General features: G+C 64.7%; 11 protein-coding genes and 1 tRNA gene. 9 read left to right on the top strand and 3 right to left on the bottom strand.

Annotated features, from left to right (window positions below; all coding sequences use genetic code 11):
* Positions 1-16 precede the first annotated feature (16 nt).
* The 4 genes from CKJ82_RS05545 to CKJ82_RS05530 all read left to right on the top strand — a co-directional run bounded on the left by CKJ82_RS05545 (position 17) and on the right by CKJ82_RS05530 (position 3,010).
* A tRNA-Pro gene (locus CKJ82_RS05545) sits at positions 17-90 on the top strand.
* A 79-nt stretch (positions 91-169) separates the two neighbouring features.
* Positions 170-1,567 carry a trigger factor gene (tig, locus tag CKJ82_RS05540; RefSeq protein WP_095537353.1) on the top strand — a complete coding sequence of 466 codons (1,398 nt, stop codon included), beginning with the start codon at positions 170-172 and terminating at the stop codon, positions 1,565-1,567.
* Positions 1,568-1,765: 198 nt separating this feature from the next.
* Positions 1,766-2,356, top strand: coding sequence for an ATP-dependent Clp protease proteolytic subunit (locus CKJ82_RS05535; protein WP_095275432.1), 591 nt, complete (start codon positions 1,766-1,768; stop codon positions 2,354-2,356).
* Between the two features lie 33 nt (positions 2,357-2,389).
* Positions 2,390-3,010, top strand: coding sequence for an ATP-dependent Clp protease proteolytic subunit (locus CKJ82_RS05530; RefSeq protein ID WP_095275433.1), 621 nt, complete (start codon positions 2,390-2,392; stop codon positions 3,008-3,010).
* Between the two features lie 89 nt (positions 3,011-3,099).
* On the opposite strand, the gene CKJ82_RS11625 is transcribed toward CKJ82_RS05530, so the two are convergent.
* Both CKJ82_RS11625 and CKJ82_RS05515 read right to left on the bottom strand, forming a co-directional pair.
* Positions 3,100-3,744 carry a hypothetical protein gene (locus CKJ82_RS11625; protein ID WP_133064023.1) on the bottom strand — a complete coding sequence of 215 codons (645 nt, stop codon included), beginning with the start codon at positions 3,742-3,744 and terminating at the stop codon, positions 3,100-3,102.
* A gap of 51 nt (positions 3,745-3,795) precedes the next feature.
* The gene (locus CKJ82_RS05515) at positions 3,796-4,560 is read right to left on the bottom strand and encodes an alpha/beta fold hydrolase (RefSeq protein WP_095537351.1); all 765 of its coding nucleotides are present in this window, start codon (positions 4,558-4,560) and stop codon (positions 3,796-3,798) included.
* A gap of 197 nt (positions 4,561-4,757) precedes the next feature.
* Here CKJ82_RS05515 and clpX point away from each other — a divergent pair, with 197 nt between their 5' ends.
* Positions 4,758-6,035, top strand: coding sequence for an ATP-dependent Clp protease ATP-binding subunit ClpX (clpX, locus tag CKJ82_RS05510; protein WP_095537350.1), 1,278 nt, complete (start codon positions 4,758-4,760; stop codon positions 6,033-6,035).
* A 30-nt stretch (positions 6,036-6,065) separates the two neighbouring features.
* Here the strand turns inward: clpX and CKJ82_RS05505 are convergent, their stop codons facing one another.
* Positions 6,066-6,905 (bottom strand): TetR/AcrR family transcriptional regulator, encoded by an 840-nt coding sequence (locus tag CKJ82_RS05505; RefSeq protein ID WP_095537349.1) that lies wholly within the window; start codon positions 6,903-6,905, stop codon positions 6,066-6,068.
* A 230-nt stretch (positions 6,906-7,135) separates the two neighbouring features.
* On the opposite strand from CKJ82_RS05505, the gene CKJ82_RS05500 reads away from it, so the two are divergent.
* Genes CKJ82_RS05500 through CKJ82_RS05485 form a run of 4 tightly spaced genes read left to right on the top strand, consistent with a single transcriptional unit; the run spans position 7,136 to position 13,471 of the window.
* Positions 7,136-8,125, top strand: a complete 990-nt coding sequence (locus CKJ82_RS05500) for a malate dehydrogenase (RefSeq protein ID WP_420838549.1) — start codon at positions 7,136-7,138, stop codon at positions 8,123-8,125.
* A gap of 22 nt (positions 8,126-8,147) precedes the next feature.
* Complete coding sequence (locus CKJ82_RS05495; RefSeq protein WP_095537347.1) at positions 8,148-10,889, top strand: valine--tRNA ligase; 2,742 nt, start codon at positions 8,148-8,150, stop codon at positions 10,887-10,889.
* Between the two features lie 10 nt (positions 10,890-10,899).
* The gene (locus tag CKJ82_RS05490; protein ID WP_233125581.1) at positions 10,900-12,597 is read left to right on the top strand and encodes a bifunctional folylpolyglutamate synthase/dihydrofolate synthase; all 1,698 of its coding nucleotides are present in this window, start codon (positions 10,900-10,902) and stop codon (positions 12,595-12,597) included.
* A gap of 4 nt (positions 12,598-12,601) precedes the next feature.
* Positions 12,602-13,471, top strand: coding sequence for an ATP-grasp domain-containing protein (locus CKJ82_RS05485; protein ID WP_165765394.1), 870 nt, complete (start codon positions 12,602-12,604; stop codon positions 13,469-13,471).
* Positions 13,472-13,517 lie beyond the last annotated feature (46 nt).

The raw sequence follows: 13,517 nt of genomic DNA, 5'->3' as shown, positions 1-13,517 counted from the left end.
CATGCCGTAAAAATTGCGGGGCGTGGCGCAGCTTGGTAGCGCACCTGCTTTGGGAGCAGGGGGTCGCAGGTTCAAATCCTGTCGCCCCGACAAGAGCAAGCCCGCTCCTCGTGAGCGGGCTTGCTGCACATACGAATCTTTTTCAATCAACTAGTACAGGAGTTACTTCGTGAAGACTTCCGTCGATAAGCTCAGTGAGACTCGCGTCAAGCTGAACGTGAGCGTCCCCTTCGACGAGCTCGGTAAGGAAATTGACCAGGCTTACAAGTCCATTGCACAGCAGGTCAACATCCCGGGCTTCCGTCGTGGCAAGGCTCCGCGCCAGCTTATCGACGCGCGCTTTGGCCGCGGCCCCATCCTCGAGCAGGTTGTCAACGACATGGTGCCGCAGCGCTACGAGCAGGCCATCGCGGAGAACGAGCTGACCCCGCTGGCCCAGCCGGAGCTGGAGATCACCAAGATCGAGGACAACGACGTCGTCGAGTTCACCGCTGAGGTTGACGTCCGCCCGGAGATCACCGTGCCGGACTTCTCCAAGATCGCTGTGACCGTCCCGGCCATCAAGGTCGACGACGAGGCCGTCGAGGCAGAGCTGGACAACCTGCGCTCCCGCTTCGGCGAGCTCAAGGACACCAAGCGCAAGATGAAGACCGATGACTTTGCCATCATCGACCTCGAGGCAACCGTCAACGGCGAGAAGCTCGAGGACGCTTCCTCCGAAGGCCTGACCTACCAGATCGGCAGCGACGACCTGGTCAAGGGCCTGGACACCGCGCTGCGCGGCATGAAGACCGGCGAGGACGCCGAGTTTACCGCCACCATCGAGCAGGGCGAGCACAAGGGCGAGGAGGCCACCTTCAAGGTCCACGTCCAGCAGTCCAAGGAGCGCAAGCTCCCCGAGCTTGACGACGATTTCGTGCAGGAAGCTTCCGCATACGACACCGTCGACGAACTGCGCGAGGTTACCAAGTCCCAGCTGGAAGAGGACACCAAGACGAAGCAGGCCGCGGACATCCGCGATGAGGTCCTCAAGGCCGCGCTCTCCGAGTCCACCTTCGAGCTGCCGGACTCCGTTGTTGAGGAGCAGGCGCACAACCAGCTGCACCAGCTGCTCGGCCAGATGGCGCACGACGAGAACGCGCTGGCTCAGCTGCTCGAGGCGCAGGGCACCACCCGCGAGGAGTTTGACAAGCAGACCCGCGAGCAGGCAGAGGAGTCTGTGCGCACCCAGCTGTTCCTCGACGCCGTCGCTGAGGAGGAGAAGCCGGAGGTTTCCCAGGAAGAGCTCACCGACCACATCCTGTTCACCGCGCAGTCCTACGGCATGGACCCGAACCAGTTCGTGGCCCAGCTGCAGCAGTCCGGCCAGATTGGCAACCTGTTCGCAGACGTGCGTCGCGGCAAGGCCCTCGCCGCAGCCATCTGCCGCACCTCCGTCACCGACGAGGACGGCAACACCATCGACCCGAACGAGTACTTCGGCGAGATCGAGGATGAGGATGAGGCTGCAGAGTCCACTGAAGCTGCAGAGTCCAACGAGTCCGCTGAGGCGACCGAAGAGAAGTAAGCGGTCACGGGGGCGTCGATACGCTGCCCCTGCCCAGTGAAGCCACTGCCCCACGTGCGGGCGGTGGCTTTTTTCGTGCGCGGGCGGCGCGAATCGGACGGCGCGTACGCCGGTAGCGAACAGGGTCCACATTGCGCGCGGCCCCGAGTAGGGTAGGGGCATTGACTCAACGGAAACGAAGGATTAAAGGAGCGTCATATGACATCCCCAGCTAACGGCATGAACCTCGGAGACTCCGTCTACGAGCGCCTGCTGCGTGAGCGCATCATCTTCCTCGGTCAGCAGGTTGATGATGAGATTGCGAACAAGCTTTGCGCGCAGATCCTGCTGCTGTCCGCGGAGGACCCCACGCGCGACATTTCGCTGTACATTAACTCTCCCGGCGGCTCCGTGACGGCCGGCATGGCGATCTATGACACGATGAAGTACGCGCCGTGCGACGTGGCTACGTACGGCATGGGCCTCGCCGCGTCGATGGGCCAGTTCCTGCTCTCCGGCGGGACGAAGGGCAAGCGCTACGCGCTGCCGCACGCGCGCATCATGATGCACCAGCCGTCCGCAGGCGTCGGCGGCACCGCGGCCGACATCGCGATCCAGGCGGAGCAGTTCGCGCAGACCAAGCGTGAGATGGCTGAGTTGATCGCCGAGCACACCGGCCAGACCTTCGAGCAGATCACCAAGGACTCGGACCGTGACCGCTGGTTCACCGCCCAGCAGGCGTTGGAGTACGGCATCGTCGACCACGTCATTGAGAACGTTGCGCAGACCGACGGCCCAGTTGGTAACTAACCCGGAACACCCTCAACGCAAAGGACTGAACTTATGACTTTCCAGATGCCGAACTCCCGCTACGTCCTGCCGCAGTTCCTGGAGGAAACCTCCTTTGGCACCAAGCAGATCGACCCGTACGGCAAGCTCTTTGAAGAGCGCATCGTCTTCCTGGGCACCCAGGTGGATGACACCTCCGCCAATGACATCATGGCGCAGCTGCTGGTCCTCGAGTCGCAGGACCCGGACCGCGACATCACCATGTACATCAACTCGCCGGGCGGCTCGTTCACCGCACTGATGGCGATTTACGACACGATGCAGTACGTCCGCCCCGATGTGCAGACCGTCTGCCTCGGGCAGGCCGCGTCCGCAGCTGCCGTGATCCTCGCCGCCGGCGCCCCGGGAAAGCGCGCTGCGCTGCCCAACTCCCGCGTGCTCATCCACCAGCCGGCCACCCAGGGCACCCAGGGGCAGGTCTCTGACCTGGAGATCCAGGCCAACGAGATCGAGCGCATGCGCCGCCTCATGGAGGACACGCTGGCCCGCCACACGGGCCGCACCGCGGAGCAGGTCCGCGAGGACACCGACCGCGATAAGATCCTCACCGCCCAGGAATCGGTGGAATACGGGATCATCGACCAGGTCTTTGACTACCGCAAGCTCAACGCGTAACGCTTCGCGCGGGTGCTTCCCGCGCTGCACACAACAACGCCACCCGGCAGTGAACCGGGTGGCGTTGTTCGCGCGCGGACTATCCCGTATTACGCGCAGAACGGCACAGCGTTCTTCACGGCCTCAGGCGCTTGCGCAAACGGCTCGCGGGCCCAGCACACGCCGTTCTCATTCGACCCAGTCGGGTCCACGCTGGTCCAGGTTCCGCCTTCGGAAGTCCAGAAGTACTCCTGCTCGTTTTCAGGCGTGATGGTGCGCGCCCAGGTGCCGTCGCAGAACGTGCTGTACTCCTGGTTGCCGCTGCCCTCGCCCTGCGCCGGCCACGCGCACCCATTCGAGCCGTCATCCACCGGCACCGTCTCAGTGATCACCTGCTCTTCCACCTCGTCCTTTGCAGCTCGGCGGGTGCTGGTCTTGCGCGTGCTCGTGGACTTCTCGGAGGTCTTCTTCGTCGAGGTCTTCTTTTCCGAGCTGGACTTTTCAGAGGTCTTCGACGAGCTCGTCGACGACGACTTCGTCGTTTCCTCCTCGTCGTCCTCGTCCGCACTCGCGCTCTTCGATGTAGAGGTGGACGTGGACTTCGACGTCGTCGGCGACGCCGTCGTGCTCGTCGCGGGGAAGTCGATCACCGGCTCCGCCAGGCGAGCTTCGTCGCCCTCGGAAGACGAGCAACCCGCCAATACCGTTGCAGCAACGAGCGCTGCGAGAACAGACTGGGTACGGGTGCGTTTCACGAGCAGATCCTTTCCGGCGACGATGAACGCTACTAGCGTAGCCGATGCGGCCTAGAGAAACGCGGTCAAGGCCCGGTTGAATTCCTCGGGGCGCTCGATGCCAACCTGGTGCGAACCAGGGTCGATCACCACCGACTTCACCGGCCCCGCGACGCCGCGCGCGATCTTCTCCAACTCTGCGGGAGGCGTTGACGGGTCCTGTGCTCCGGCGATCGTTAGCACCGGGCAGGTGATCTCGCCCAGCCGGTCGGCAAAGTCCCACTTGGCCAGGGCGTCACCGTTTTGTGCGTAGCCTTCACCATCGATGCCGGACACCATGTCATGGATACGCTGCACCTCGTCCGGGTGCGATTTCCGGAACCCGTCGGTGAACCAGTTGCCCATCATCCCGTCGGCCAGCGCCGCTGTGCCCTGCTCGCGGGTGAGGGCGGTGCGCTCGGACCACTTGTCCTGCCCGCCAAGGTAGGTGGCGGTGCAGGCGAACACAGCCTTGTCCACGCGGCCGCTGGTGGCGGCGATGTACTGCGCCAGCGCCCCGCCGAGCGAAAGTCCGACGATGCTGAAGCGGTCCACGCCCGCCTCGTCGAGGGCGTGGAGGATGTCGGACGCGAGGTCGTCGATAAGCGATGCCCCGGGCGCAACCCGAGCCTTGTCGGACTTGCCGTGACCGCGGTGATCCACGGTGACGACATAGAAGGCGCCCTCGAGGGCGGGGATCTGTTTGGACCAGGCCTCGTGCGTCGTGGCAATTGAGCTAAGCAGCACCACCGTCGGGCGAGTCGGATCCCCATGTTCGGTGACGTGAAGGTGAGTCATTGTCTGCGTCCTTTCCGCTGAAATGCAGGTCCGACAACCATTGTTGCGCAAAACGGGAACCTGCGCGGGCGTGCGCCCGTTGGTTTGACGTAGGAACTACACTTGAAATCTAACCTTTTGGTCAGTCCGTGGCGGGGGCACGTATATTGCACGGAAAGACCGCACGGCGATTGCACGAACGGGAGTAAATAGCGCACATGGCAGCAACACACGACGGATCGGATCTGCTCAAGTGCTCGTTTTGCGGAAAGAGCCAGAAGCAGGTCCGCAAGCTCATCGCAGGTGGCGGTGTGTACATCTGCGATGAGTGCATTGAACTCTGCAACGAGATCATCGAAGAGGAGCTCGCGAGCTCGCAGCAGGGGCAGGCTGGTGACCCGGAGCGGCTCCCGCGGCCGTCCGAAATCACGGCGTTTTTGGACCAGTACGTCATTGGGCAGGACCAGGCGAAGCGGACGCTCGCCGTTGCGGTGTACAACCACTACAAGCGCATCAGGGCAGAGTCGCTTGCATCGACGGCGCGCCGCCGCGAGGAGGACGTGGAGATCTCCAAGTCCAACATTCTTCTGCTCGGCCCGACCGGCTCCGGTAAGACGTACCTTGCGCAAACGCTGGCGCGAATGCTCAACGTCCCGTTTGCTATCGCCGACGCGACAAGCCTGACCGAAGCTGGGTACGTGGGCGAGGACGTGGAGAACATCCTGCTGAAGCTGCTGCAGGCGGCGGACTTTGACGTCAACCGCGCGCAGACCGGGATCATCTACGTCGACGAGGTAGACAAGATCTCGCGCAAGTCGGAGAACCCGTCGATCACGCGTGACGTCTCCGGCGAGGGCGTGCAGCAGGCGCTGCTGAAGATCCTGGAGGGCACGGTCGCGTCGGTCCCGCCGCAGGGCGGGCGCAAGCACCCGAATCAGGAATTCATCCAGCTTGATACCACGAACATCCTGTTCATCGTGGCCGGCGCCTTCGCCGGTCTGGACAAGGTTATTGCGGAGCGCGTGGGCAAGAAGGGGATCGGCTTCGGTGCAGAGATCGACTCGAAGGCGGAGCGCGACGAGGCGAACCTGCTTTCCCAGGTGCAGCCGGCCGACCTGGTGAAGTTCGGACTGATCCCCGAGTTCATCGGCCGTCTGCCGGTGCTGGCCAGCGTGGAGGACCTGGACCGCGACGCGATGGTGCGTGTGCTCACGGAGCCGAAGAACTCCCTGGTGAAGCAGTATCAGCGCCTGTTCGCCATGGACGGTGCCGAGCTTGAGCTGGATGGCGAGGCGCTCGGGCTCATTGCAGACAAGGCGGCGGAACGCAAGACCGGCGCTCGCGGACTGCGCGGGATCATGGAGGAGCTGTTGGTGCCCATCATGTACGACCTTCCCGACCGTGAGGGCGTGAACCGCGTGGTCATCTCCGCGGACGTGGTGCGGGGCGAGGCCGAGCCGCAGTACCTGACGGACGAAGAGCAGCGCTCGGCCTAAGCGCGCCCTGCGCGCGGGCCGCGGCGCACCTTAGTAAATGCGCGTCTCCGGGTCATCCAGGTAATCGGCGCTCACATCCGCGATGGTGTGGACTTCGGGTAAGTCCGCCGCGTCCGCCGCAGGCGTCGGTTCCAAGTAGCTGTCGTACCCGGACGGGGAAATGTTGGTGGTCAGGAACGCGATGACCGCGTCGATGACCATCCTGCGCAGGCCAGTGTTGTTGCGCTCGGAGCGAAAGTTTATGTTGCGCAGCCCCTCCGCGACGTCGCCCAAAGCGGTGGGGAAGAAGCTGAGCGAGACGAGCAACACCAGTACGTCATCGGCCGAGATTCCGGGGCGGAACGCGCCCGAGTCCTGACCGATGAGCAGGAGGCGTTCCAGGTGCAGCGCGACGGTGTCGGTGCGCTGGGTGAGTGCCGACGTGGTGCCGTCAAGCACCGGGTCCAACTCCTCGCGCAGCAGGATGCCTGCGGAATCGGGGTTATTCTTGACGGCCGTGTAGAGCGCGTCGATGAACTTGCGCATCCCCTCGACGGGTACGGCGTAGGAGCGATTCAACACGTGCTCGGGTGGGGTGAGGCGCTCGAGGGCGCGCAGCGTCGCCCGCGTATACAGTCCTTTTTTGTCCCCGAAGTTGTAGTGGATCTTGCGCTTGGACATACCGGATTCCTTGGCAATCGCTTCCAGCTTCGTATCGTGGAACCCGTCCGCGGCAAACATTCGCAGCGCGGTATCGATGACCGCGTCCAGCGAGTCGGAAGATGCGGCGCCGGAGTCGGCCCGCGCTTCGCCCGTATCTGAGGTCTGGGCAGCCCCGTCAATTGCGTCAACTGCGTCAGCTGCGTCACTGCTCTTGTGCTGTTGCGTCACAGGGTCTCCTTCGGGTCATGCAGGGCGGGCAGGGGTCGGTGCGCGTCAACGCCGAGGTCATACGTTTCCATCGTGCACCACATGCGCCCCCGATGTCCCCATTCGAAGCGAAAACCACAGAAGCTGGCCAAAGTTGTGCCCAAATGGGGGGAGATGCGCGAGAACCCACCGGCGTCGCGTTTCTATACTCGTCGGGTAAACGATCGAGCACACATCCGAGCCAAGGAGTCATGATGACGAAATCCCCGGTACAGCCCGTCAACGTTGTGGTCACTGGAGCCGCAGGCAACATTGCGTACTCGCTGCTCTGGCGTGTCGCCTCCGGCGACGTCTTTGGCAAGGACCAGCCGGTCAACCTCACGCTGCTGGAGATCCCGGCTGCCGTGCGCGCCGCGGAGGGGACCGCGATGGAACTCGCCGATTCTGCACTCCCGCTGCTCAACACCACCACTGTCGCGGACAACGCAGCCAAGGCGTTCGAGGGAGCGAACGCGGCGTTCCTGGTCGGTGCCAAGCCGCGCGGAAAGGGCGAGTCTCGCGCCGACATGCTCGCGGCCAACGGCAAGATTTTCATCGAGCAGGGCAAGGCGCTGAACGACGCCGCAGCGCAGGACATCCGCGTCCTCGTCGTGGGCAACCCCGCCAACACTAACGCCTACATCGCTTCGAAGTCGGCCCCGGACATTCCGGGCGATCGCTTCAACGCGATGATGCGCTTGGACCACAACCGCGCGCTGTCCATGCTGGCGCAGCACCTCGACGTGCCCTCCACCGCGCTCGAGCGGGTGGTGGTGTGGGGTAACCACGCCGACACGCAGTTCCCAGACATCTCCTACGCCACCGTGAACGGCGAGCCGCTGGCTAACGAGGTGGACCGGGACTGGTACGTCGACGAGTTCATCCCGCGCGTGGCCAAGCGCGGCGGCGAGATCATCGAGGTGCGCGGGAAATCCTCCGCGGCGTCGGCGGCGTCTGCCGCCGTGGACCATATGCGGGACTGGGTGCAGGGGACCGATGGGCGTTGGGTGACGGTGGCGCAGGCGTCGACAAGCGAATACGGCGTCGACGCTGGCCTGGTCTTCGGCGTGCCGGCAGTAGGGACCGGCGGGACGTGGGAGCCCGTCGCAGGGCTGGAGGTGAGCGACTTCCAGCGCGAGCGCATCCAGGCGAACGTGGACGCGCTCAAGCACGAAGCCGAAGTGGCTGACGCGCTGTTCTGAGCGGGGGCTATGATGGGCAACCGTGAGTGAAGCGACGAATGATTTAGTAGGCAAGAACCGCGCGGACGCCCTTCCCAAGAGCTGGGAGCCGCAGGACCACGAGTCCACGCTGTACGAGAAGTGGGTGGACAAGGGCTACTTCACGGCGGACCCCGCATCCGATAAGCCCGCCTACTCCATCATGCTGCCGCCGCCGAACGTGACCGGCCAGCTGCACATGGGCCATGCGCTCGACCACACGCTGATGGATTCCCTCGTGCGCCGCAAGCGAATGCAAGGCTACGAGGTGCTGTGGCTGCCCGGCATGGACCACGCCGGCATTGCTACGCAGACCAAGGTGGAGGCGAAGCTCAAGGCTGAGGAAGGGAAGGACCGCTACGACTACGGCCGCGAAGAGTTCATCGATCGCGTCTGGGAGTGGAAGCAACAGTACGGCGGCACGATCACCACGCAGATGCGTGCGATCGGCGATTCGGTCGACTGGTCGCGGGAGCGCTTTACGCTGGATGATGGGCTGTCCAAGGCGGTGCAGACCATCTTCAAGCAGCTGTACGACCAGGGCATGGTGTACCGCGACTACCGCCTGGTGAACTGGTCGCCGGTGCTCGAGACCGCGGTGTCGGACATTGAGGTCGTGTACAAGGACGTCGAGGGCGAGTTCGTCTCTATCCGGTACGGCTCGCTTGACGACGATGCGCTGCACCTTGTCGTAGCCACCACCCGTGTCGAAACCATGCTGGGCGACGTGGCGATCGCCGTCCACCCCGACGACGAGCGTTACGCGCACCTCATCGGCGAGGAGTTCGCCCACCCGCTGCGCGACGACCTCAAGGTCAAGGTCATCGCCGACGACTACGTGGATATGGAGCTGGGCACGGGCGCGGTGAAGATCACGCCGGCGCACGACCCGAACGATTACGAGATGGGCCTGCGCCACAACCTGGACATGCCGATCATCATGGATGAGCAGGCCCGCATTGCGAACACTGGCACCCGCTTCGACGGTTTGAGCCGCGAGGAGGCGCGCGTCGCCGTGCGCGAGGCGCTCGCGGAGCAGGGCCGCATTGTCAAGGAGATCCGCCCCTACGTGCACTCCGTGGGCCACTCGGAGCGCTCCGGCGAGCCGATCGAGCCGCGCCTGTCGCTGCAGTGGTTTGTCAAGGTGGATGAGATGGCTAAGATGTCCGGCGACGCCGTGCGCAACGGCGACACGGTGATCCACCCGCAGTCGATGGAGAAGCGCTACTTCGACTGGGTAGACAACATGCACGACTGGACCATCTCGCGCCAGCTGTGGTGGGGGCACCGCATCCCGATCTGGTACGGGCCGGAAGACGAAAACGGCGAGCGCGACGTGGTGTGCGTCGGCCCCGACGAGGAAGCGCCCGCCGGCTACGAGCAGGACCCGGACGTGTTGGACACCTGGTTCTCCTCCGCGCTGTGGCCGTTCTCCACGATGGGCTGGCCCGAGAAGACGCCTGAGCTGGACAAGTTCTACCCGACCTCCGTCCTCGTCACCGCGTACGACATCCTGTTCTTCTGGGTGGCGCGCATGATGATGTTTGGCACCTTTGCCGGTAAGTTCACCCCGGAGATCCTCGGCGAGGGCAAGGGTGGCCGGCCGCAGGTGCCCTTCACGGACCTCTACCTGCACGGCCTGGTGCGCGACGAAAAGGGCCGCAAGATGTCGAAGTCCCTGGGCAACGGCATCGATCCGATGGACTGGGTCGGCCGCTTCGGTGCGGATGCGCTGCGCTTTGCCCTGGCCCGCGGCGCGAACCCGGGCGTGGACCTGCCCATCGGCGACGACCACGCCGTGGCCGCCCGCAATTTTGCTACCAAGCTGTACAACGCCACGAAGTTCGCGCTGATGAACGGCGCCGGGGTCGGCGAGCTGCCGCAGCGCCAAGCGCTTACCGACGCCGACCGCTGGATCCTCGACCGCGCCGAGGAACTCCGCAAGCGCGTCGACGCCTACCTGGACGACTACCAGTTTGCAAAGGCCAACGAGGCGCTCTACCACTTCGCCTGGGACGAGCTGTGCGACTGGTACCTCGAGATTGCCAAGACCCAGATCCCGCGTACTGATGCTGACGTGTCAGCGGAAGAACAGGAACGGGGCCGCAACACCCAGATCGTGCTGGGCCGTGTCCTCGACGTGGTCCTGCGCCTGCTGCACCCGACCATGCCGTTTATTACCGAGGTCCTGTGGACTGCGCTGACCGGTGAGGAGACCGTAACCACGGCTGCGTGGCCGACCGCAGACGACACCAACGGTGGTGTGGAGACGGACCTCGACGCGCGCCGTCGCGTCGAGGACTCCATCAAGCTCATCACCGAGCTGCGCCGTTTCCGCGCCGACCAGGGCGTGAAGCCGTCACAGAAGGTGCCGGCGCGCTTGGACTTCGCGTCCGCGGATCTGGCTGGCCAGGAGGACATGGTGCGCCAGATCGCTCGAGTAGAGGCGCCGGGTGAGGATTTTGCAGCGTCGGCAAGCATCGAGATGCGCCTGAGCCAGGTCAACCTCGACGTGGCGCTGGATACCTCCGGCACGGTCGACGTGGCTGCCGAGCGCAAGCGCCTGGAGAAGGAGCTCGCCGCCGCGCAGAAGGAGCTGGACACCACCGGTGCGAAGCTGTCCAACGAGCAGTTCCTGACCAACGCGCCGGAGCAGGTCGTGGAGAAGATCAAGGTGCGGCAGAAGGTTGCGCAAGAGGAATTCGAGCGCGTGACCGCGCGACTGGAAACGCTGCCGGAGAAGTAGACTGGCTCGCATGAGCGAGCAGTACGACCACAGCGACAACACCACCCACGGCGACGAGCAGGAACGTGACGAGCTCACGCCGGTGCGTGAGCGCGACACGGAGTTCGGCCGTATCTCCATGACGGACAGTGGCATGACGCTGAATCTGGGTGGTACTCGGGATCTGGGTGATACTCGGGCCGCCGACAGCGTCGAGCCCGACGGGTCTCCGGAAGGCTCGGAGAACGACGAGCTTGCGCGCCTCGCTGGGCTGGTGGGGATGCGCGTTGGGCAGCTGGCGAGCGACGACGGCGAGCCGATCAGTCGGGTTCCTGAGTACTCCGGGGATAGCGCTGCACTCACGCGGGTCAGCGAGAAGCTTGATGCTCGCGCCGGTGCTGCCGACCCGAACCCGAGCCTTGACCGCGTTGCCGCATTGATGGATTTACTCGGTTCGCCCGAGCGCACGCTGAAGGTGATCCAGGTCGCGGGCACGAACGGGAAGACGTCGACCGCGCGGATGACCGAGTCGTTGCTGCGCGCACTGGGACACCGCGTGGGGCTGTTCACCAGCCCTGAGCTCACGCGGGTGACCGAGACGATGCTCATCGACGGCGCCGAGATCGCGCCGGAACGCTTCGCGGAAATCTTTGACGAGCTCGAGCCCTTCGTGGAAATGGTCGACGCGCAGTTTGCCACCCCGCTGAGCCGCTTTGAGGTGCTCGTAGCCATGGCGTTCGTGGCGTTTGCGGACGCGCCCGTCGACGTCGCCGTCCTGGAGGTCGGCATGGGCGGGACCTGGGACGCGACGAATGTGGTGGACGCCGATGTCGCCGTGATTACCCCGATCGGGCTTGACCACCAAGCGTTCCTTGGCCAGACCATTGCCGCGATCGCGGCACAGAAGGCCGGGATTATTAAGCCCCGCGAGGCGGACGCGTTGAGCGCGTTGAGCCCGGCGGAAAACATTGCGGTGGTCGCCGAGCAGGAGCCGGACGCAATGCACGCGATTCTCGAGCGTGCGGTGGACACAGAGGCAATCGTTGCTCGGAGCGGCAGCGAGTTCTCGGTAGGGAAGTCCACGGTTGCCGTCGGCGGCCAACAGCTCACGCTGCGCGGACTCGGTGGAGAGTACGACGGCATCTTCCTCCCACTCGCGGGCGCCCACCAGGCGGCGAATGCGTCGCTTGCGCTCGCCGCGGTGGAGGCGTTCTTCGGCGTGACCCGCGAGCACCCGCTTGATGCCGACGCCGTTCGCGCGGGATTTGACCAGGTGACGGTCCCGGGGCGGATTGAGCGGTTTGGTAAGGACCCGGTCGTGCTTATCGACGCCGCCCATAACCCCCACGGCGCCCGCACCCTCGCCTCCGCACTCGAGCGGGACTTCAACTACACGGGTCTGATCGGCGTGGTGTCGATTTTTGGGGACAAAGACGCACGCCAGATGCTGACAGCGCTGGAGCCCGAGCTGCGCGAGGTAGTGATTACTCAGAACTCATCCCCACGTGCGATGGACGTCGACGAGCTGGCGGAGGTGGCGTACGACGTGTTCGGTGACGACCGCGTTCGGATCGAGGCGCATCTGCCGGCGGCGGTGGAACTGGCGCGCGAGGTCGCCGAAGAGTCTGGCGAAGACGGCATGGGCGTGTTGGTCACCGGGTCCATCGCCACCGCCGGTGATGCCCGCACCTACCTCACTGCGCTGGACGCGCAGGAGCCCGAGGCGTAGTGCGGTGGGCTGCGACGCTGCCTGGCTGGTGACCAACCGCTGGCTGCACTGGGACAAGTTTGAGTGGCAGTTCGGCGCTCTTGCGCGTGCGGCCGGCGCGGTCGGGCTTGATTTGCGGCGAGTGAGTACCGATGAGGTTGTCGCCGCGATGGGCACCGGTCCGCTGCCGCGCGTCGCGCTTATCCAGGACAAAGACGTTGCCGTCGTCGCACAGCTCGAAGCGCTGGGGGTGCGCACCATCAACACCGCGACCGCGATCGCTGCGTGCGATAACAAGGCGTACACGCACGCGGTGCTTTCTCACGCCGGCATTGCGCACCCGTGTACGTTGACTGCGCCGCTGGCGTACCGGAACTTATCGGCCGCGGAATGGGAGGAGAGCGAATTTCTCGCTGCCGTAGACCTTCAGTTGGGCTACCCGGTCGTGGCGAAACGTGCAATCGGCTCGTGGGGGCAGGGGGTCGAGCTGATCCACGCCCCCGCGGAGCTGGTCGCGTTCCTCCGCGCCGCTCATCCCGCGCCCGTGATCGTGGAGGAATACATCGCTGAATCCCACGGCCACGACGCCCGCATCTTCATGGTTGGTGAGACCCCAGTTGCTGCGATGCAAAGGTTCGGCCAGGGAGGTGACTTCCGCGCCAACGTGACCGGTGGCGGTCGCGCGGTGCCGTGGGATCCGCCCGCGGACTTCGTGGACACTGCACGCACAGCGATGGGCGCGCTCGGCCTGGATATTGGCTCGGTCGATTTCCTCCATGCGTCCAGTCCGCTTGTCGGCGAGGTGAACTCGAACGCCCAATTTGCCTCCCTCACGGAGGTGACGGGAATCGACGTCGCCGCTCGAGTAATTGAGTACTGCGTCCAGGCGCGTTGATCGAAGCGCTTGTCGACGCCACCGCGCACCAGTTATGGCCCAACCG

Origin of the sequence: Corynebacterium gottingense, from assembly GCF_002285125.1 — a bacterium.
Taxonomy (GTDB): domain Bacteria; phylum Actinomycetota; class Actinomycetes; order Mycobacteriales; family Mycobacteriaceae; genus Corynebacterium; species Corynebacterium gottingense.
The sequence above is the reverse complement of the archived record's forward strand: the minus strand, read 5'-3'. Positions and strand labels throughout refer to the sequence as shown.

Coding starts and splice junctions, on each gene's coding strand:
- CKJ82_RS05535 (WP_095275432.1), top strand. CDS start 1,766: ATGACATCCCCAGCTAACGGCATGAACCTCGGAGACTCCGTCTACGAG.
- CKJ82_RS05515 (WP_095537351.1), bottom strand. CDS start 4,560: ATGACTCACCTTCACGTCACCGAACATGGGGATCCGACTCGCCCGACG.
- CKJ82_RS05500 (WP_420838549.1), top strand. CDS start 7,136: ATGATGACGAAATCCCCGGTACAGCCCGTCAACGTTGTGGTCACTGGA.
- CKJ82_RS05530 (WP_095275433.1), top strand. CDS start 2,390: ATGACTTTCCAGATGCCGAACTCCCGCTACGTCCTGCCGCAGTTCCTG.
- clpX (WP_095537350.1), top strand. CDS start 4,758: ATGGCAGCAACACACGACGGATCGGATCTGCTCAAGTGCTCGTTTTGC.
- CKJ82_RS05490 (WP_233125581.1), top strand. CDS start 10,900: ATGAGCGAGCAGTACGACCACAGCGACAACACCACCCACGGCGACGAG.